The 21154-nt window shown below is 42.6% G+C and carries 18 protein-coding genes and 1 riboswitch; of the genes, 12 read left to right on the top strand and 6 right to left on the bottom strand.

Annotated elements, in window-relative coordinates; all coding sequences use genetic code 11:
* Window positions 1-84 precede the first annotated feature (84 nt).
* Both GJB62_RS26370 and GJB62_RS26365 read right to left on the bottom strand, forming a co-directional pair.
* A complete protein-coding gene (locus GJB62_RS26370; protein ID WP_114084798.1) occupies window positions 85-1389 on the bottom strand; it encodes a glutamate-5-semialdehyde dehydrogenase in 1305 nt (434 codons plus the stop codon).
* Window positions 1390-1792: 403 nt separating this feature from the next.
* On the bottom strand, window positions 1793-4078 hold the full coding sequence (locus GJB62_RS26365; RefSeq protein WP_114084799.1) for an ATP-binding protein: 2286 nt from the start codon (window positions 4076-4078) through the stop codon (window positions 1793-1795).
* A 290-nt stretch (window positions 4079-4368) separates the two neighbouring features.
* Here GJB62_RS26365 and GJB62_RS38085 point away from each other — a divergent pair, with 290 nt between their 5' ends.
* The 5 genes from GJB62_RS38085 to GJB62_RS26345 all read left to right on the top strand — a co-directional run bounded on the left by GJB62_RS38085 (window position 4369) and on the right by GJB62_RS26345 (window position 11525).
* Window positions 4369-4491, top strand: coding sequence for a hypothetical protein (locus tag GJB62_RS38085; protein WP_258551484.1), 123 nt, complete (start codon window positions 4369-4371; stop codon window positions 4489-4491).
* Between the two features lie 82 nt (window positions 4492-4573).
* Entirely contained in the window at window positions 4574-5791 is a 1218-nt protein-coding gene (locus GJB62_RS26360; RefSeq protein WP_114084800.1) for a transporter substrate-binding domain-containing protein, read from the top strand.
* A gap of 561 nt (window positions 5792-6352) precedes the next feature.
* Window positions 6353-7672, top strand: a complete 1320-nt coding sequence (locus GJB62_RS26355; protein WP_114084801.1) for an MFS transporter — start codon at window positions 6353-6355, stop codon at window positions 7670-7672.
* A gap of 545 nt (window positions 7673-8217) precedes the next feature.
* Window positions 8218-10035, top strand: coding sequence for a vanadium-dependent haloperoxidase (locus GJB62_RS26350; protein ID WP_114084802.1), 1818 nt, complete (start codon window positions 8218-8220; stop codon window positions 10033-10035).
* Between the two features lie 440 nt (window positions 10036-10475).
* Window positions 10476-11525 (top strand): Type 1 glutamine amidotransferase-like domain-containing protein, encoded by a 1050-nt coding sequence (locus GJB62_RS26345; RefSeq protein ID WP_181852922.1) that lies wholly within the window; start codon window positions 10476-10478, stop codon window positions 11523-11525.
* Between the two features lie 124 nt (window positions 11526-11649).
* Here GJB62_RS26345 and GJB62_RS26340 read toward each other — a convergent pair whose 3' ends face one another.
* Window positions 11650-11844 carry a hypothetical protein gene (locus tag GJB62_RS26340; RefSeq protein ID WP_147262564.1) on the bottom strand — a complete coding sequence of 65 codons (195 nt, stop codon included), beginning with the start codon at window positions 11842-11844 and terminating at the stop codon, window positions 11650-11652.
* 299 nt (window positions 11845-12143) lie between these two features.
* On the opposite strand from GJB62_RS26340, the gene GJB62_RS26335 reads away from it, so the two are divergent.
* On the top strand, window positions 12144-13100 hold the full coding sequence (locus GJB62_RS26335; RefSeq protein ID WP_114084804.1) for an aldo/keto reductase: 957 nt from the start codon (window positions 12144-12146) through the stop codon (window positions 13098-13100).
* On the opposite strand, the gene GJB62_RS26330 is transcribed toward GJB62_RS26335, so the two are convergent.
* The 3 genes from GJB62_RS26330 to bcp all read right to left on the bottom strand — a co-directional run bounded on the left by GJB62_RS26330 (window position 13048) and on the right by bcp (window position 15569).
* Window positions 13048-14256: an IscS subfamily cysteine desulfurase gene (locus tag GJB62_RS26330; protein WP_114084805.1), complete on the bottom strand. Its 1209-nt coding sequence runs from the start codon at window positions 14254-14256 to the stop codon at window positions 13048-13050. The two genes, GJB62_RS26335 and GJB62_RS26330, sit on opposite strands and share 53 nt — an antisense overlap.
* 5 nt (window positions 14257-14261) lie before the next feature.
* Window positions 14262-14888: a restriction endonuclease subunit R gene (locus GJB62_RS26325; RefSeq protein WP_114084806.1), complete on the bottom strand. Its 627-nt coding sequence runs from the start codon at window positions 14886-14888 to the stop codon at window positions 14262-14264.
* A gap of 201 nt (window positions 14889-15089) precedes the next feature.
* Entirely contained in the window at window positions 15090-15569 is a 480-nt protein-coding gene (gene bcp, locus GJB62_RS26320) for a thioredoxin-dependent thiol peroxidase (protein WP_114084807.1), read from the bottom strand.
* Between the two features lie 107 nt (window positions 15570-15676).
* On the opposite strand from bcp, the gene GJB62_RS26315 reads away from it, so the two are divergent.
* The 6 genes from GJB62_RS26315 to GJB62_RS26290 all read left to right on the top strand — a co-directional run bounded on the left by GJB62_RS26315 (window position 15677) and on the right by GJB62_RS26290 (window position 21060).
* Window positions 15677-16582, top strand: a complete 906-nt coding sequence (locus GJB62_RS26315; RefSeq protein WP_114084923.1) for an FAD-binding domain-containing protein — start codon at window positions 15677-15679, stop codon at window positions 16580-16582.
* Window positions 16583-16792: 210 nt separating this feature from the next.
* Entirely contained in the window at window positions 16793-17209 is a 417-nt protein-coding gene (locus GJB62_RS26310) for a hypothetical protein (RefSeq protein WP_114084808.1), read from the top strand.
* Between the two features lie 87 nt (window positions 17210-17296).
* Window positions 17297-17404, top strand: a riboswitch (cobalamin riboswitch).
* Window positions 17362-18930 carry a precorrin-3B synthase gene (gene cobG / locus GJB62_RS26305; RefSeq protein WP_159402584.1) on the top strand — a complete coding sequence of 523 codons (1569 nt, stop codon included), beginning with the start codon at window positions 17362-17364 and terminating at the stop codon, window positions 18928-18930. It overlaps the preceding riboswitch by 43 nt.
* Window positions 18931-19113: 183 nt before the next feature.
* Window positions 19114-19740 (top strand): precorrin-8X methylmutase, encoded by a 627-nt coding sequence (locus GJB62_RS26300; RefSeq protein ID WP_114084810.1) that lies wholly within the window; start codon window positions 19114-19116, stop codon window positions 19738-19740.
* Window positions 19740-20447: a precorrin-2 C(20)-methyltransferase gene (locus tag GJB62_RS26295; RefSeq protein WP_114084811.1), complete on the top strand. Its 708-nt coding sequence runs from the start codon at window positions 19740-19742 to the stop codon at window positions 20445-20447. Before GJB62_RS26300 ends, GJB62_RS26295 begins: the two co-directional genes overlap by 1 nt.
* A gap of 286 nt (window positions 20448-20733) precedes the next feature.
* The gene (locus GJB62_RS26290) at window positions 20734-21060 is read left to right on the top strand and encodes a metalloregulator ArsR/SmtB family transcription factor (RefSeq protein WP_114084812.1); all 327 of its coding nucleotides are present in this window, start codon (window positions 20734-20736) and stop codon (window positions 21058-21060) included.
* The last annotated feature ends 94 nt before the right edge of the window (window positions 21061-21154 follow it).

The raw sequence follows: 21154 nt of genomic DNA, 5'->3' as shown, positions 1-21154 counted from the left end.
TTTGCAGAAAGGAGGCTTTAATAATACTTCAAACTCGCTAAATACAAATGATTCGTTTTTGCACTTATTGCATTAAAAACTCATCTAAAAATCCTGATGAGTAAAAGCCTTAGCATTCGCTCCGGTGTAAGTAGCTACAATATGACCATCGCCAATCATTTGATATTTATATGTCACTAATCCTTCTAAACCAACGGGGCCGCGGGGAGGCATTTGTTGCGTACTAATTCCTACTTCTGCGCCGAAACCATAGCGGAAGCCATCAGCAAATCGGGTAGAACAATTGTGGAATATGTTGGCTGAATTTACTAGTCCAAAGAAAGTTTCAACAGATGTTGAATCTTCAGTAATAATCGCATCGGTATGACGAGAACCGTATTCGTTAATATGTGCGATCGCATCTTCTATAGAGTCTACAATCTTTATTGACAAAATATAATCGCTATATTCTGTTTCCCAGTCTATCTCTGTTGCAGCTACAATGTTAGGTAAAATTTTCAAGGTGCGTTTATCACCCCTTAATTCTACATGGCGTTCTTGCAAAGCTTCAGCAGCTTTTGGTAAAAATTCTCTAGCAATTGATTGGTGGACTAGCAAAGTTTCAATGGCATTACAAACAGCAGGATATTGGGCTTTGGCATCTACTGTAATTGGAACTGCTTTAGAAAGATCGGCGGCTTTATCTATATAAAGATGACAAATTCCATCGGCATGACCTAATACAGGAATCCGCGTATTTTCCTGTACAAATCTGACAAATGAATTAGAACCTCTAGGGATAATTAAATCCACATATTTATCTAATTTCAAAAGTTCTAAAGTTTCTTCTCTAGTTGTCAGCAACTGTACCGCATCTGGGTTAACAGCAGTTTGCGATAATCCTTGTTTAATTGCCTTGACTATTGCTTCACAAGAACGCACCGCTTCCTTTCCACATTTGAGAATTACCCCATTTCCAGATTTGATGGCTAAGGAAGCAATTTGAATCGCCGCTTCTGGACGTGCTTCAAAAATAATCCCCAAAACACCTAAAGGACAAGTAATTCGTTTGAGAATTAAGCCAGTGTCAAGTTCGCGGTGAATCTGGACTTTACCAACAGGATCGTCTAGCTTACCGACATCTTGTACCCCAGCGATCGCATCTCTTAATTTATGTTCATCCAACTGCAAGCGCTTATAAAGGGGTTTGGGAATTCCTTCAGCATCAGCAGCTTTACAATCGGCAACATTTGCTTGTAAAATTTCATCTTTAGCTGATTCTAAAGCTTGCGCGATCGCAATAATTGCTTGATTTTTTGCCTCAGTGGAGAGAATCGCCAGTTTACTTGCAGCTTTGCGGGTTTTTTGGGCGATCGCAATTAGGGGAGAACCAATATCAAAAATAGTCATAGCAAAAATCTTTACTTTTTCTTCATCTTATCAATCTGAGTTGATCGTTGCTTATCGTCTTCCCCCAATCGGGTGAACCATCTGGGTAATCAATAATTACTCTGATCGGGTGAAGCAAAACCTGGTTCAAAAAACTTATTCTGTGATTATGAAACACACAGACGGCAAAAGTAACAACTTTGCGGTTATATAAATATCTTAAGTATTATTACAGGCATTATTTGAAAGTCTTAAATATGATTTATGCGTACCATAGGCTAGAGAGACATTTATGTTTCTCTGGTCTTTTACTTTAGTAGACAATTTATACTGCTGGCTATGCTTTCGCCTTTGCTACTTCAGTGATGTTTACAAGTAGCTACGCCCACACAATAGCTGATTAAACAACTTTCAGACTTGTGCGTTAAACTTCTTTGCTGCTTTTAACTAGGTTCGCCACTACTTTCACCAACTTATCTGGCTCGATGGGCTTAGATAGATGAACTTCAAATCCAGCTTCCAGAGCCAGGTTGCGTTCTTCATCTCTAGCATAAGCCGTCAGTGCTACAGCCAGAATCTTCTCTCCACGAAGGGCTTCCTGTTCGCGAACTTGGCGAATCAGCGAATAACCATCCTCATCTGGCATTCCGATATCACTGACTAAAATATTTGGTCTTAATCGCATCAACGCTTCCAGGGCTTCACCTACTGAGCTAACCGATGTCACATGCGCTCCTGACTCTTCAAGAACAAAAGCAATTAACTCACGAGTATCGGCACTATCATCTACAAGGAGTATTTGCAAGCCATCGAGCGCTAAGAGATTATTGACTTTTACTTGACTATCTTTAATTAACTCCTCTGATTGCGGTTGTATTAGAGGTAACAGGACTGTAAATGTTGCTCCCCGTCCTTCCCCTTCACTAGCTGCATAAACTGTGCCAGAGTGTATTTCTACTAAGTGGCGTACAATTGCCAGCCCTAGCCCCAAACCACCGTCTACTCTAGTAGTTGTGCTATCAGCTTGACGGAAGCGCTCAAATATATAAGGTAGAAAGTCAATACTAATTCCCTTACCTGTGTCAGAAACAGAAATCTGAGCATTTGAGTTTACCTGCTTCAGACACACTTCAACTCGGCCCCCGCTAGGTGTGAACTTGACGGCGTTAGAGAGCAAATTCCAGACTACTTGTTGGAGGCGTTCTGCATCACCCATAACCTCACCGACTGACGAGTCAAGGTTAGACTCAACTTGAATATCTTTAATCTCAGATGTGGGATATATAGCTTCAATCGCCGTGTTAATTACAATTACAAGGTCAACTTTACGGAGATTTAGGCGGATTTTACCTTGTACAATGCGTGAAATATCGAGGATATCATCAATCAGTTTGCTCTGAAGTTTTGCATTTCGCTCGATTGTCGCCAGCGCCTTAGAAGTAATTGCCTCGTCAAGTTTTCGATGACGGATTATTTGAACCCAACCCAGCATCGAGTTGAGAGGTGTACGAAGTTCGTGAGAGACAATTGCTAAAAATTCGTCCTTAATTCGGTTAGCTTCCTGAGCTTGCCAATAAAGCTGTGCATTTTCAATAGCAGACGCTGCACGTTGGGCAAGTTCTTCAGCCATTGCTAGGTCTACAGTAGTGTAATAGCGCCCTAATTGTGTAGAGGCAAATACAATTGTCCCTAGCTTGTGCTGACGCACTTGCAATGGCACAACCATATAAGACTTAACTTGCAGTAAATTAAGGTATTCATCGTTCCATGCTTTTCTTTGTAACGAACACTCAAGAATGTTTGTAACTAGTTCCGGCTTACCAGTCCGTAAAACCTTTGGTAGTCCATAATCTGCATCAACAGAAATTGGATAGCGTTGTCGGAGTTTTCGGACTAGTGCTTCTTTCTGTGGTTCAGATGCAGCGATGACTGGGTTATTGAAAGCTGCCGAATTATTTTCAACGACATCCACAATGCACCAATCTGCGAGGGTAGGCACTGCTAATTGAGCGACGGTTGTTAGGGTATTGCGGTAGTCTAAGGAAGATGCTAGTACACGACTTGCTTCAGCCAAAAAATTAGAACGCCTTTGTGCAGCTTCGGCTGCAATCCGAGCAGCTTGCTCACGGTAAAATAACTGCTCGCGCTCCGACTCTAAACGCCTACGCTTGCTAATATCGCGCATTAACCAGCGCAGAGCAACTGGCTTACCCGCCTCATTACGGACGGTAACTACTGTCAAAGCAACATCAAAACAAAGTTTTTCTCGTGGTTGCAAACACACTTCCCATTCTCCGCCCCGGTCGAGATGCTGCAACTGAGTTAGGTAATAAAAAAAAGCTTGATGATCTGACTGTCCGATAAAACTAAGCAACGGTTTCCGAATCAAAAATCGCTGTGAGATATTAAGTAAGATAGTAGTGGCGTGGTTAGCTTCAAGGATAGTGCCATAAGTATCAGTTACCAAGTAACCATCAGGCGCAAAATCAAATAATTCTTGGTAGCGCTGACGCTCCTTCTCTACTGCAATTCGTGTTGCTTGTAGTTCCTCAGAGGCGATTTTCATTTCTTCTAAGGCGATTTGAAGTTCTGCAAAAGCTTCTGTTGTTAGCTCTTGTTGCGAATACCCCTCACTTGCAGTGCTTTGCAATAATTTCATCACCCGTGAGCGCAATATCTCTATTTGCCGACTAAAATCGTCTACATTCATGTTGCTCACTTTGCTAAGGCTAAAAAGCGCACGTGAGAGAAAAATCAAGCAAATGTAATTCTAACTGTACGCTCAAAGCGGAACTCAAAACTATTACTCAAAAGATAGAGGTTTGTGTTGACAAGGCAAGTTAGATCAGTGAATAAAACAAAAACACAATGTAATGGTCTCAACCTCTTACTACTATGCTAGAATAGGCGGCTAATAAACAAATCTACCTAGGGTGCTGTACAGCTAGAAACATAATATGTAGATTAAAGCAAATTGTTTTATAGCTTAAGGAGGGCCTGATGGTTACAGCAACAGTACCAGGACAACAGGTCAAAATAGGCCCAACCAAGTTGCTGATTAACAATGAGTGGGTAAATAGTGTCAGCGATGTCTACGACGGGCTACGCCTAACCCGATTTTAAACAATCAACTCAACTACAGGTGATATTTGATCTGGGGTGGGCATCATAAATATGCTTTGCATACAACCCCAAGATAATTCTGATGATAAATGCGATCGCTACTAAATTTCGCCAACTTATAACTGGAAGAAAAAGCCCGACAGGTTATTTTGACAGACATAACCACAAAAACAAAACTAGGCGTTCCATAGCGCTGTATACCTGCATAGGATTAGTAAGTGCAATTTTGGCATTGTTGTTAATCGCATCCCCAGGACTGGCCCAAAAACCGGAACCTCAAAAATCCCTAAAACTCCAACAACCGTTATTAGTAGCTACACGAGTTATACCGCCCTTTGTGCTATCAAACAAAGGTGAGCTATCAGGATTCAGTATCGATCTTTGGCGCAGCATCGCTACCCAAATAGGTATAGAGTCTAAATTTATTGAATATTCCAGTGTGCCAGAAGTGATTTCTGCTATTAAGGACAACAAAGTCAACTTGGGAATTGCAGCTATCTCGATTACAGCCGAACGCGAGCAAAATTTTGATTTCTCATTACCCATTTTTGCTGGTGGGCTGCAAATTATGGTACGCAACCTAGAGAGTAAAAACAGTGCTTTTCCAAATATTTTGCAATTGTTTTTCTCTACTAGCCTCTTGCAGGTAATAGGCATTGCCCTAGTGCTAATTGTTGTAGCAGCCCACATTATTTGGCTATCCGAGCGCAATCACAAAGAAGGGATGATTTCTGAATCATACTTTCCTGGTATTTTTAAAGCTTGTTGGTGGGCAGCAGCGACATTAGCGACTCAAGCCGATGAAATGCCCAAGGGAGTGCTGGGACGTTTTATAGCTATAGTCTGGATGTTCATCGGAGTCCTTTTTGTCGCCTACTTTACAGCCAGTGCGACTACTTCATTAACAGTGCAGCAACTTCAGGGCGATATCAGGAGTATAGACGATTTACCTGGCAAGGTAGTGGCTACAACTGCGGGAAGCACAGCGGCGACATTCTTGCGAGAACATCATATTTCAGTTTTAGAAGTCCCCAAAATTGAGGAAGCTTACAATGCTCTGCAAACAAAAAAAGCTGATGCTGTGGTGTTTGATGCACCTGTACTCCTCTTTTATGCTGCCAATGAAGGCAAAGGGAAGGTAGAGATTGTTGGCAGTATCTTGCGTGAAGAAAGCTACGGAATTATTCTGCCTAATAACAGTCCCTACCGCAAACCAATTAATCAGGCTCTACTGAATCTCAAAGAAAATGGCACTTATCAATCGCTATATGATAAGTGGTTCGATCCTAAAAATTCTTAAACTTTGCTGAAAAATTAGAGTTATCGGGGCTAGGGCGTGTTCTCAAAGTCTTACATCCCCCCAACCCCCGATAAATTGGGGGGCAAAAACCTCTCAAAGACAAACATAACGTCAATTTAAGTAGATTTTATGTAATATAAATATAAATAATACCGTTAATTTACTTACGCGCTCTACATACTGCCATCTAAAAATACAACAATACTGACTATTCCTCTATTTTTTTGTTTCAATACTAAGCATACAAAATTTATGTCTTGCTAACATTAAGCTTTTCTAATATTATTTGAGAGCTGTGATATGTAAGTCTGCTAAAACTTCATCAAAAATAGGACTTACGCAAAATCCCCTGCGGGTACTCCGTTGGAGAACTCGTTGAGTAGCCGCTTTGCGTCTACATAAATTTCCCTTACCGGAAAATCAGGGTTTTGACTATTGTTTGCGTAAGTCCTAAAAAAGTTACAAAACGTTTGTAGTGAGCGATAAATCACTGAATTTCAAAAGCTTTACCCCTTACTACAAATCACTTGAAGTCTATTTTGACAAAATAGGGAAACAATCATGCTACCAAGTAATAGAGGAAACTTCCAAAAAGACAAACTAAAATTTGTTAATTTTGAAATTCCACCTGCGCTTAAATCTGTCAATTTTTCTTGTTTTGTTATCGGAGAAAGTTTATCTTTTTTTGGGTCTTGGATGACTCAAATTGCTTTGGTATGGCTAGTTTATCAATTAACTAATTCGGCTGTATTAGTTGGTGTGGCTGGATTTACAAATCAAGCTATGGGTTTGATTATTACTCCTTTGGTAGGAGTATTACTAGATCGCTGGAATTTACGATATGTTCTACTAGCTACTCAGTTAGTATCAATTTTGCTATCTTCTACCCTGACCTTTCTAACTCTTAGCAACAACATCAATGTTGCATGGATTATTGTTATTGGCACGCTTCAGGGAATAGTAAAAGCTTTCGATTTACCAGCACGACAGGTAATTATTCCCAGACTTTTGGATCAAAAATCAGATACTTATAGTGCGATGGCTTCCCATTCATTCTTGATTAATACAGCAAAGTTTGTTAGTCCCATGATAGGAGGTTTCCTGATTGCTCGATCTAGTGCGGCTTCTTGTTTTTTAGTAGATAGTATTAGCTATTTACCCTTTATATCTGCAATTTTAACTATCAAAGTAAACCCAGTTATCAATAATTCATCAACTCAAAAACCCCAAATTTGGAAAAATCTTAAAGAAGGCTTTGTTTATGCATACGATTTTTTACCCATTAAACATTTATTGATATTACAAATTGTTATTTGCTTTATGGGTATGACCCATGTGAATCTAGTACCGATTTTTGCTCAAGAAATTTTGAAGGGGAACGCTGAAACTATGGGTTTTTTAATGACAGCTTCGGCTCTTGGTTCTATAGTTTCAGGTATTTATCTCATCTCCAGAAAAAATATCATCGGATTAGGAAGGGTTATAGCAAGTTCTGCCGCAATTCTCGGTTTAGGTTTAATCGTATTTTCTCAGTCAACAAATTTAGAGGTTTGTCTAATATTTATGTTTATTATAGGTATGAATAATACTCTCACTCTGGCTTCTCTTAATAACTTTATGCAATCAATTCTTCTTGATGAAGATAAAAGAGGTAGAGTAACCAGCATCTTTACAACTGGTTTTTTAGGAATCCTGCCTTTTGGTAATTTATTTTTTGGGGTATTAGCAGGTCATCTTGGTGTTACCAATGCTTTATTATTTGGCGGGATTTGTTGCATTATAGGAGCATATTTCTTTAGTAGACAACTACCTAAAATAAGAAAGGTTTTGTATCCAATTTATGCAGAGTTGGGCTTACTTCCACAGCCAAATAAAGGCTAAATGTAGTTTGGATAGCAGCGATCGCCTCTGATACTTGATCAAAACCCACCGCGTCACGTTTCTCCTCAGCCTCAAGCATAGAAGACAACACTGTGCGTGTGTTCCTATAAGGCTTTCACGCTATTGCGAAATTTCTTGTAAAAACTCTTGATTTTCATTACCGATTGTGAGAGAGTCTGATTTAACATCCATAAAATACTGTAAGTCGATAGACTTATCGTATTTTAGCGGTTTAACTAGAAGTAAGCGGTGGTTTTAGCTGTGCTTTAACCCCGAAAAGCTGCTATCAGACTGATTACAAGTACAGAAGTATAACAGCCATCTGATGAAGGCATCATACCAGGACTGAATGTCTATATGACTTTCAGGAGAATCATCTTCTATGCAAATTACCTTCCAGTAGAGTAACCACAGATTTCATCCCAAATCTGGTGAAATTGCCCTGCTTCTCTGGAGTTGGGTGTCTTATGTATGGCTAGTTGTTCTAGCTTTCAGATGCTCATGTATTCACTCATGACTATATTTTTGCCAGTGGAGAACATCTCATGCAAGTAGATCCTAATTCTCATCAAGGTTCCGAGCAAGATACTCAGGCTAATAGCGAAATAGAGAAGCTGAAACAACCCCGTGTAAATAGCAAACGTTTTTTTGGTAGTCACGCCAGCAGACGCTCGTTTCTCGGCCGCGCTGGTTTATTTAGTGCTGCTAGCCTTGTTGCAGGAGTTTTCGGTTCACCTTTCTCCTCAAAGAAAGGAGGAGATGTTGTACAAGCTCAAGATATTAATAGGCGGTATAATCGACCATTCAACTACAACAGTTTTGTTGATAAAGCCTATCGAGTCCGTGTTGAAGCAGCCAGAGTTGAACGAAGTATTCCCATTCCGCCGCATCCCACTAACGGCGATGAGGAGCGTTATGCCAACAAAATCGGCTCTGACAGTAGGGGACTACCACATAATGGGCTTGGCGAAGTTAAGTTGGAAGCTTACAACTCTTTGACCAAAGCACTGACAACCCAAAATCCAAATGATTACGAAAATATCATCTTGGGTGGCGGCAGAAAGCTGGTCAATCCTCAAGGCCCCCTGGCAATTAGTCTAGAAGGAATCAATGCAGCGCAGATAGCAGTGCCACCACCACCGGCTCTAGCTAGTGCAGAACGCGCTGCTGAAGCAGTTGAACTCTACTGGCAAGCTTTACTCAGAGATGTACCTCTTTCCAAGCTCCAAAACAATACTGACAACCCAAAAGTCTTAGCAGCCGTTGAAGACCTCAACAACCTTTCGGCCTTCCGAGGGCCAAAACAAAATGGCCGTGTCACCCCTCAGACTCTATTTCGTGGTAGCGTCAACTACGTCAATCTTTACACTTCAGGTATAACTACAAAATATGTTATTCCACCAGGGGTACTAGATGGCCCTTACATCTCACAATTTTTGTTGCGGACTATTCCTTGGGGAACTCAGTCTGTTTCGCCACTGATTCGTACTGCTCTTCCTGGTAATGATTTTCTACTCGATTTCCAGGAATGGTTGACCATTCAGAATGGAGGTAGTTCTGGGAAGTCTATTAAATACGACCCCAAAAACCGTTACATAGCTACAGTTCGGGATTTAGGTGAGTATGCCCATATTGGCGGCCCTACATACCTTGGAGCCTCTTTGATTCTTGGTAGCATCGGTACACCTTTGAATCCGGGCAATCCCTACGTCAGATCGAAGACCCAAGTTGGTTCAGCTGCAACCTTTGCAGCGGGACATTTACAAGCTTTGCTTAACTTAGGTACCTCGCGTGCCATTAGAGCGTCATACTGGCAGAAGTATTATTTACACCGCATTCTGCGCCCGGAAGCTTACGGTGGGTTAGTTTACAACAACATTGTCAATAAAACCCAATATCCGATTAATTCTGAGGTCTTTAATTCCAAAGCTTTGGCTCAGACCTTTAGTACCTTTGGCACTTATCTATTACCCCAAGCATATCCAGAAGCATCGCCAACCCATTCCTCATATACGGGTGGTGCGGCTGCCATTGCTGGCGTTAATGTCACACTATTGAAAGCATTTTTTGATGAAAACTTTATTATCCCCGATCCAGTAGTGCCCGATCCCAACGATCCCACAAAAGTAATTCCTTATAGTGGGCCACCCCTAACTGTGGGTGGAGAGTTGAATAAACTGGCAACTAACTATGCAATTGGTCGCGGTCACGGTGGTATTCATTGGCGTTCGGATGGTTCAGCTAGTTTGGCTTTGGGAGAAGAGGTTGCTATTAGCCTTCTCAGGGATGAGAGACTGGGTTACAACGAAATATTCAATGGCTTCACCTTCACAAAATTTGACGGTTCAAAAGTCACAGTCTAAACAGATTTTCGGTATTTAGTGATTTCAAAACTTTTGTAGAGACGCGAAATTGCACTGGGCTAAGTTAATGTACCGTAATGCTTTCGCGTCTCTATACCAAGATTCATCTATCTAATCAGTAACGCCTGATTTTTATCACAAATGTTAAATTTAATACGCAGTAACTTACTTAGGATAGAGAATCAATGATTACTCTGGGTTATGGCGTTAAAAAACAGTACAAGCCCTGTACGCTGGAAATTCTACCCTCTCTAGTGCCAGAGTTAAGCTAGTACGCATCTAAATTGCACATTTTTTCGTTAAAACTGTCATTTGTCATTAGTTATTGACAAAAGACAACTGAGAAATGACTAATGATAAAGGACGAATTTCACGAATAAATAAGCAATTAAAGTGCGTAACAGCCTAGCAATAATTGCAGTTTGCTCCAGACGCTTAGTATGACAAAGGCATTCCCAAGCATAGCAAGGCGCTTGAAAAGTACAGGAATCAAGTTGTTGAAGATGGGAACCTTCCTAATAACCCGTTTTATTGCAAGCTGGAAACGCTACTTTCTGGGTGACACTGTTGATGTCCGCCCCTCCACGTCTCCTTCCTCTGATGTCCGCCCCACCTTAACTGGCCCAGTCCTCAGCTTAGGTGGGGGTGGCCCCGATGTTGATGATGCTATTCAGTGGATGATTAACCAAGTTAGGGGAGGTACTAACACCGCAACCAAGGTTAATGTTGTAGTTCTCCGCACGAATGGTAATCACGATTACAATCGGCTAATTTCTGCCATGAAGGGCGTAAACTCTGTGGAAACTCTTCTGATTCGCAATAGACAAGAAGCAAACAAAGTTGAAATTTATGAAAAAGTCAGAAATGCTGATGTGATTTTTTTTGCTGGCGGCGACCAATGCCAGTACATCCGCAATTGGAAAGATACCAAGCTTGAGGCTGCCGTTAAGTCAGTTTACCTGAAGGGAGGTGGTGTTGGTGGCACTAGTGCGGGTGCGATGATCCAAAGTGATTGTGTCTATGATGCTTGCGCTTCTTCAGAAAAAGGCATTGAAACTAGAGACGCTCTTGAAGATCCTTACCGGGATATCACCTTTACCTACAACTTTTTCAATTGGAGTAATTTAAAAGGAACTATCGTAGATACGCACTTCGATAGGCGGGAAAGAATGGGCCGAATTATGGCTTTCATTGCTCGTCAAATTAAGGATGGTGTATCTAGCAGTGTTTTAGGTATAGCGGTTAGCGAAAGTACATCAGTTCTTGTGGATAAAAACGGTTTGGTGAAAGTTATGGGTAGGGGAGCAGCGTACTTTGTACTTGGTAATCACATACCGGAAGTATGCGAACCCCGAACGCCTTTGACCTTTTCTAATTACAAAATTTGGAGAGTTCGCAGTGGCGACACCTTTAACTTAAGAAACAGACCAACCTCTGGGTACTATCTCAGGAGTGTCAAAAGGGGACGAATTGATTCAAATCCATATTGAGGCAGGGAGCAGGGGGCAGGGGGCAAGGGGCAGAGGGACAAGGGGGAATTCTTGAACAAGTCTCTCTCTTGTCTCCCTTGTCTCTTCTTCATGTTCAATTCCCAATGCCCAATTCTCAATGCCCCTACCAAGGAAGCACGCCATTTTCGTCAAAAAGCCCTCCGCTAAAACCATTTCCCGTAGCGATCGCTCCTTGCTCAACGGTGCGGTTTCCTTGGTATTGATTAATGTCAGTTGCTGTGAAACCAGGGTCAGCAGCATTGACTTTAATCAGGGTATATTTAAGCAAATTTAGTATATATAGTGTGTGTAGTAGCATGGCAAGACTAAAATAATAGTGCATTAAACGTAGGTTGGGTGAAGCGAAGCGCAACCCAACATATATCAGAATGTTGGGTTACGCAAAGCCTCCACCCAACCTACAATTTTTTTGCAACATTTTAGCCTTGCCACACCAGTAGTATGTCTCAATACAACATTTAGAATTTAGTAATCCTACAGAAGTAGTGATTGACTGTCGTGTATCTACTAGTAGTGATTCACACCGCAGATAGCGGTTGAGAAAATATTTGCGGCTTACACTAGCAATTGACTCAAAAATCATTGAATCAGATAGATATGCAAACTAAACAACTTGGCAATTCGGAGCTTCACATTACCCCAATTGGCTTTGGAGCTTGGGCGATTGGTGGAGGTGGGTGGGCTTTTGGTTGGGGAGCGCAGGACGATCGAGAATCTATTGAAGCGATCGCTCGCGCTCTCGATCTTGGCGTTAATTGGATTGACACCGCAGCTATCTATGGGCTGGGACATTCTGAGGAGGTTGTTGCTAAGGCGCTCAAGGGTCGATCTAGTCGCCCCTATATTTTCACTAAATGCTCAATGATTTGGGATGAAAAGGGCGAAATTGGTCGCAGCCTGAAAGCGGATTCTGTGCGTCGGGAAGTTGAAGCCAGTTTGCGCCGACTGGACATTGAAACCATTGACCTCTACCAAATCCACTGGCCTAACCCTGCTACAGAAATTGAAGAAGGCTGGACGACTCTCGCCAAGCTCAAGGATGAAGGGAAGGTTCGCTATATCGGAGTTTCAAACTTCAATGTCGAACAGTTGAAGCGTATCCAGAAGATTGCACCAGTTACCTCATTACAACCGCCTTATTCATTGGTTAAGCGCGATGTCGAAAACGAGACTCTGCCTTTTTGTCAGGAAAATAACATCGGTGTAATTGTGTATTCACCCATGCAATCTGGCTTGCTTACAGGAAAGATGACATCTGAGCGAGTTGCCAATTTACCAGATGATGATTGGCGTAAGAAGAGTGATGAGTTTAAGGAGCCACGTTTATCTCGTAACCTGAAGTTAGTCGAGGTGTTGCAGCACATTGGTGAGCAACACGATCGCTCCGCCGGAGAGGTAGCGATCGCTTGGACTTTAAACAATCCGGCGGTGACGGCTGCGATCGTTGGCGCACGCAATCCTAAGCAGGTGGAAGGAATTATTGCTGCTGGAGAATTTCGCCTCAATCAGCAGGAGCTAGATCAAATTGCTGCTTTCCTTGGCGAGAATCCATAGAAGAAGGCTGGCGTAAACTTTGAATAGTAGCGATCGCATGTTTGGCGACAATATCAATTTCCTCTTGGGTATTAAACCGTCCAATACCAAACCGGACTGAAGCATAAGCTAGCTGTTGGGGGTTTCCCAGTGCTGTCAGAACACTGGAGGGTGAAGTATTTGCCGAAGAGCAAGCAGATCCCGAAGAAACCGCCATTACTGGCTGCAATCCTAGCAAAAGTGCGGCTCCATCCACCCCCTCAACACTGATATTCAAGTTTCCCGCCAATCGCTGTTGAGGGTGGCCGTTGAGATGAATTCCTTCAAGTTGGGAAAGCTGTTTCCACAAGCTTTGTCTTAACTGGGTGAGGCGTTGGTTTTCTGTCGCTTGTTCTGCTAAAGCGATTTCTACAGCTTTCCCAAAGCCGACAATTTGCGGTGTATACAATGTCCCAGAACGCATCCCCCGTTCATGTCCGCCGCCGTGCTGCTGGGGAGCTAGTTGCACTCTGGGATCGCGCCTGCGGACGTACAGCGCCCCAATTCCCTTTGGCCCAAATACTTTGTGTGCTGTTAGCGACATCAAATCAATTTTCATCTTTTGCACATCGAGGGGAGTTTTGCCAATAGCTTGGGCTGCATCGGTGTGGAAAATGATGTTGTAAGCATGGCATAGCTCCCCAATTTCTGCTATCGGCTGTAAAACGCCAATTTCGTTATTTGCAGCCATCACCGAAACCAAAATTGTCTCAGGACGGAAAGCTTTGTTCAACTCAGTTAAATCAATCAGTCCATCTTTTTTAACTGGGAGAATAGTAATTTCAAAACCGAGAGTTTTTAAATAATTACAAGGGTCAAGAACTGCATTATGTTCAGTGGCGACAGTAATAATATGCTGACCTTTTTTAAAATAAGCTTCGGCAACACCTTTAATAGCTAAATTATTAGCTTCTGTTGCACCACTTGTAAAAACAATCTCTTCGGGAGTGGCATTAATTGCTGCTGCTAAAATCTCTCGTGTTTGTTTGACAGCAGCTTCTGATTCCCAACCATAAACATGACCAATACTAGATGCGTTGCCAAACTTTTCTGTGAAGTAAGGGATCATTGCCGCTAATACCCGTTCATCTACGGGTGTAGTAGCGTGGCAATCAAGGTATATAGGGCGAATAGACATAATTATTAACTCAAACTTTGACTCAAATTTTTTAATACGCTTAGAACCTGATACAGTTCACTTTTCCGTTTCAAAAGTGTAAATTCATCAGACAACGCATACTTTGGTATATTTTGTTTAGTCAGTTTTATAAAAATGAAATGACTACCATTTGTTACTAATCCAAAAGTAGGTTTGTCTTGATTAGGATTAGCCAACATATAAACAAGTGCTTGAGGTACGGCTTCTAAAAGAGAAAAGCTAGACCTTTTAGATTCAATTACTAACAACCAGAATTGTTCTTGAATAACTAAAACATCAATTCTACCTCTAATGATTTCTCCTTCATCTTCCGCAGAAATTCCTATTGATTCCTCGCCTCTCATATAAAAAGGCTCATCATAAAATCCAGCTAAATTGAGTAAAGGAGATAAAACTACTAATTTCACCGTTTCTTCTGACAAAGGAGGACGCTTGACTAAGCGGAGAAAATGAAGTTTTATTCTGTCTAAATCTTGCTTTTCTAAATCTGTAATTTCCGGTAAATTTTCAAACCATTCCGTGAAGAATACCTCATCTTCGGCTAGCTGTAAACTAAATTTTTCCTCCAAATAGGCAAGCCCGACATTTTGTGCTTGGATAAATTGAACCATAATTTATGCGACTCTATATACTATCTAACTAAACAAAACCTAGTTTTGTTGGGCATAACGTTAACAATTCTTGTTCTGAATAGACTCTTTGACTTGAATCATAGACAACACAAGACCATTTTTTGGCAAACTTACACGCAAATAGCCATAGTTGCTCACTTATTGAAGTTTTGCTGACATTTGTATGACTCACTGAGAATTTTACGTGGCTGCTAATTCCTGTAATTTAGTTAAAACTGCCTGAGCATGACCTTTGGCTTTTACGTTCGGCCAAGTATAGGCAATAATTTTATCAGGTGAAATGAGAAAAGTTGAACGAGCAACACCCATATATTCTTTTCCCATAAATTTTTTTAAGCGCCAAGCACCGTAGGTTTCTGTCAAAATATGTTCTGGGTCACTCAAGAGGGTGATTGACAAGTTATGTTTGCTGATAAATTTACAATGGGATTTACCCAAATCTGGACTCACGCCTAAGATTTTCGCTCCCAGTTCGCCGAAGTCTTGATACAACTCGGTGAAATCTTTCGCTTCAGTGGTACAACCGGGTGTGTCATCTTTGGGGTAGAAGTAGAGGATAACCCACTGACTGCTGAGGTCGTCAAGAGTGACTGAATTGCCATTTTGGTCAGGAGTAGAGAAATCTGGCGCTGGTTGTCCGATTTGGGGAATGTTGGTCATGATGGGTGTGAGAGATTGCAATCGTTTTAGAATTGTACATAACGTTGAGCTATTGAGCGATGCCTGTGGCGGGCTACGCCTACGCACCCATTCATAATTTGCTTACAATGTCTAAAGATATGCAACGCGAATTTACCAACCGCGATGAGTTGGTAGCCTATCTCCGCGAACAATTCCCAGATGCGGCACAACGCGATAACCACATCAGTGAAACAGTGGGGGGACGGAAAGCAGCACAAGACGCGCTGCAAAAAATCGATCCAGTACGTTACGCGCAAACACGTAATTTTTTCACAGGTGCGGTGACGCGACTTTCGCCCTATATCCGTTACGGCGTTTTGAGTTTGCGAGAAATTCGAGATTATGTCCTTGACCAGGTACAGCAAAAAAACGATGCTACGAAACTAATTAATGAGTTAGGTTGGCGCGACTATTGGCAACGGTTGTATGTGAAGTTAGGGGATGAAATCTGGAAAGACCAGGAAGAGTACAAAACTGGTTACGCTGTGGCTGAATATTTACCCGAATTGCCGCAAGATATCAGACAAGGAACCACCGGCAGGGTTTGCATCGACAGTTTTAGCCATGATTTAAAAGAAACTGGCTATCTACATAACCACGCCCGAATGTGGCTAGCAGCTTATATTGTCCATTGGCGACGTATTGGTTGGCAAGCAGGAGCCAAGTGGTTTCTTGAACACCTTTTAGATGGTGATCCTGCTAGCAATAATATGTCATGGCAGTGGGTTGCCAGCACTTTTAGTCAGAAACCGTATTTTTTTAATCGTGAGAACTTAGAACGCTACACTGAAGGCGTTTATTGCCAGAAATGTCCGCTTTACGGTCATTGTGATTTTGAAGGCAGCTATGAAGAATTAGAACAGCGACTTTTTCCCAAAGGAGAATTTAGCAAACAAGCCAATAGCCAAAGTTGGCAGCGTGATAAAAAAGGGAAGGGGAGCAGGGGGAGTAGGGGAGGACAAGGGGGACAAGCCTGGATTTCTCACAAGTGAGAAATGAGCGTGAGTGTGGGGGGTGTGGGGAGTGTGGGGAGAAAGAGGAGGAATTGAATAACTGCACATCAATGAACGCTGCATTGCCTCCCACACCTCCCACACCTCCCACACTCCCCATCCGAACCACACAATACGTGAGAAATTCGGGACAAGGGGGACAAGGAAGAAAATAATAACTCTTGACAAATGACAAATGACAAATAACAAATGACTAAACCAATTGTTTGGGTGCATGGAGACTGCCTCAGTCCATACAACCCCGGACTGCAAAAATACCCCGATGCCCCAGCTATCTGGGTTTGGGACGAGGCTTTGATAGATGAGTGGCAACTGAGTCTTAAACGCCTCACGTTTATTTACGAATGCTTGCTAGAGTTACCCGTTGTTATTCGTCGTGGCGATGTGGAACAAGAAATTTTAGCTTTTGCGAGAGAACATGATGCGAATTTAGTCGTCACAGCCAACAGTCCCAGTCCCCGGTTTGATGATATCTGCAATCAAATAGAGGGTTCTATAGCAGTGGAAACGCTAGAGGTAGAACCATTATTTGACTATGATGGATATATTGACCTGAAGCGGTTCTCGCGCTATTGGAAAGTGGCTCAAAATTATGTTTTTGAATAGCCAAATTAGCGATCGCATCTTTTACCCACAGACGCAAGATTTTGCGATCGCAACTCCAACTATTAAATTTTCTGACTACCTTCTCGTGCTAAATTATTAAGGCTTGGTGTTGGGAAACTCCGGTGAAATTCCGGGACTGTGCCGCAGCTGTGATGGGATCACCCAAGTCAGAATGCCAACTCTCAAGATGTCACACTCACCGTCTACTCCCTGCGTTGCACGGGGAAGGAGTTCCAAGTTTGCTTTCTGGATTTGCCACTTGTCCTGGCTTGTTTTATGCTACACCCGCCGCCGATGGTATATTATCTCGCATTAGAATACCAGGTGGAATTATTAGTAGTCAGCAGTGCCGTGCGATCGCAGATATAGCAGACCAGTATGGTGGTGGCTATGTTGATGTCACTAATCGAGCTAACCTACAAGTCCGCGAAATTCGCACGGGGATAAATAGTGAGGTTTTGCAGCATTTACAGGATATGGGATTGGGTTCTCGCAATTCGGTTGTAGACCATATCCGTAATATTATGACCAGCCCAACTGCTGGTATTGACCCGCAAGAATTAATCGACACCCGCCCTTTTGTGCAAGATTGGGATAATTATATTGCTGCACATCCGGCGCTTTCAGGACTCTCGGCAAAATTTAGCGTTTGCTTTGATGGTGGTGGAATAATTCGGGTGTGCGATCGCTTGAATGATATCCTATTTGCTGCTGTCTTAGTTGACGGTAATGTTTACTTCCGCCTCTATCTCAGTGTCGGGGCAAAGGGTCAACCGCCTAGCGATACGGGGATTTTGTTAACACCAGAGCAATGTTTACCCGTTTTAGCAGCTTTAACAGAGGTCTATCTAGCTCATAGTAATACTACAAGTAAGCGTCGGCTACGTCTCTTAGAGTTATTGAATACTTTGGGTTGTGAAAATTATCTGCAAGAAGTTCAGCAGCGTCTACCTTTTTCTCTTTTATGCAGTGACCTAACCCCCCAACCCCCTTCCCTACGAGGGAAGGGGGAGAAATTCTCCCCTCTCCTTGTAGGAGAGGGGTTAGGGGAGAGGTCAGATGCTAAATATCAGCATATTGGCATCCATCCCCAACGTCAGCAAGGCTTATTTTACATTGGTGCGGTGTTACCTCTTGGACGCTTGGAGAGTAAGCAGATGAGGAGTTTAGCAGATTTAGCAGCAAAATATGGTAGCGGTACTCTTCGGTTAACCCCCTGGCAAAATTTGCTGCTAACAGATATTCCTCAGCAATGGGTTGGTGATGTCCAAAGTGAAATTGCTTTCTTAGGATTAGATACCTCAGCAACTAACATCAAGAGTTCATTAGTTGCCTGTTCTGGAAAAAAGGGTTGCGCCTCTTCTGCCACGGACACCAAAAGTCATGCACTAGCATTAGCAGAGTATCTTGAAACTCGCGTTACTCTGGATTGCCCAGTTAATATCCACTTTACTGGCTGCGAAAAATCCTGCGCCCAGCATAGCAAGAGTGATATTACTTTGCTCGGTGTCAGCATTGAGGATGGCAATGGAACTGTGGAGGGCTATCACGTTTATGTTGGTGACAGTGAGCATAAATTTGGATGGGAAATATATCAATATGTGACTTTTGCGGAACTACCTGCATTAATAAAGCGGATGCTAGATGTATATCAAATTCAACGCCTAAATTCTGATGAGTCCTTTGGGGAATTTGCTAATCGATATGCAGAAAAATTGTAGACGCAAAGCGGCTTGCCGTAGGTTACCACAGAGGCACAGAGAACACAGAGAAATATAGAGTTTGAGAGGTATTTTGCGTAAATCCTTTAATAAATACTTAGAAATCTGCTTCTCTTCCTCTGTGTTCTCTGCGCCTCTGCGGTTAATTAACAAATCAATCCAAAATCTAAAATCCCAAATCGAATGCCAGACTATATCCGAGATGCCAACGAAATTTACCGTAATTCTTTTGCAATCATCCGGTCAGAAGCAAACCTAGATATGCTGCCACCAGATGTAGCAAAAGTTGCGGTGCGTCTTATTCATGCCTGTGGGATGACGGATATTGTTACTGACTTGGGATATTCACCAACAGCAGTGCAATCCGCAAGGGCAGCGCTAGCAGCAGGAGCGCCAATTTTATGCGATTGCCGGATGGTTGCCGATGGCGTTACCAGGCGACGGTTATCTGCAAACAATCAAGTTATCTGTACCCTCAACGAGCCGGAAGTCCCAGAAATGGCCCAGCGTCTGGGTACTACAAGGTCGGCGGCAGCATTGGAATTATGGCGATCGCACCTGGAGGGATCGGTAATTGCAATTGGTAATGCGCCCACAGCACTATTTAGACTCTTAGAAATGCTCGATGAGGGAGCTAACAAACCTGCGATTATCTTAGGCTTTCCAGTGGGATTTGTCGGTGCAGCCGAATCGAAAGCGGCGCTGGCAGCAGATAGCAGGAATGTACCATTTTTAACATTACACGGTCGGCGCGGTGGAAGTGCGATCGCAGCCGCCGCAGTTAACGCCCTGGCAACGGAGGAAGAATAATGAGCAAAATCAAAGGTCGTCTCTATGGAATTGGTGTAGGCCCCGGCGATCCCGAATTATTGACTCTGAAAGCATTGCGGCTATTACGTGCGGCTCCTGTGGTAGCTTATCAATCAGCCACAGATAAAGAAAGTGTCGCTAGAGCGATCGTGGCGCAATATCTTCCTGGTAATCAAATCGAGGTGTTGTTTCATCTCCCCCGCGCTTTAGAACCAGAAAAGGCCAAGTCTATTTATGACAAAGAAATTCAACCAATCGCCGACCATTTAGCAGCCGGTCGGGATGTGGTGGTGTTATGCGAAGGCGATCCATTTTTCTATGGTTCCTTCATGTACGTTTTCACACGATTATCTGAAGAGTACCCAACAGAAGTTATCCCCGGAGTTTCCTCGCTGATGGCTTGTCCGGTAGCTTTGGGTGTACCTTTCACTTACTACACTGATATTCTCACAGTCTTACCCGCCCCATTACCAGCAGAAGAACTGACTACACATTTGTTGATGACTGATGCAGCAGCAATTATGAAGCTAGGTCGTCACTTTACCAAAGTACGGGATATCCTGCATAAATTAGGGCTAGCATCACGGGCAAGATATATTGAGCGGGCATCAACATCACAGCAACGCATCATACCCTTGGATGAAGTCGATCCAGATAAAGTACCCTATTTCTCAATGATTGTGATCCCAACTAAGAATCGACTATAAGGGATTTCCAAAAAATAAATTATCCAAATAAACTAACCACAGAGACAAGGCAGCGCGGTCTTCTCTACGAGACGCTGCGCGATGGGGGTTTCCCCCATGAGCGACTGCCGCGCAGAGAACACAGAGTGAAGAGAAATAGAGAGAATTTTGCTATCGACTTTGGGATATTTTTTATTTGGAAGTCCCTAAACCAAAAAAACAAGTAGGCATCATTCACGATGCAATGCTGCCAATTGCTTTGCGATGATTTAGACTTTACCATAAATAAATACTTCAAAAAAAATTGATGGCTCCTAATAGCACCTTCACTCCTGATGCGATCGCTGCTGGCTTTCATGCCCTATCCGATCCCTTACGAATTCAGGTCTTAGAACTCTTACGCTCTCAAGAACTATGCGTGTGCGACCTATGCGACCACCTGGGAACCACTCAGTCTAAACTGTCTTTTCACCTCAAAACCTTGAAAGAAGCTGGTTTAGTTCGCGCTCGTCAAGAAGGGCGCTGGATTTACTACAGCCTCAATCTGACCCAATTTGTTGCCCTAGAACAGTATTTAGCAGAATTCCGCCGTTTTAGCCCAATATTACCTATTCGTCCCCCCTGCGAGACTTAAAAATCCATCAATTTTTTTTGTAATGTTTTGTTTCCTTATAGCTATTTACGGATTGACAAATCAATTTTTTTTGAAATGATAGAGATATACTCTT

It is taken from the genome of Nostoc sp. ATCC 53789 (genome assembly GCF_009873495.1).
Classification (GTDB): domain Bacteria; phylum Cyanobacteriota; class Cyanobacteriia; order Cyanobacteriales; family Nostocaceae; genus Nostoc; species Nostoc muscorum_A.
This window is presented reverse-complemented; position numbering and strand designations above follow the sequence as displayed.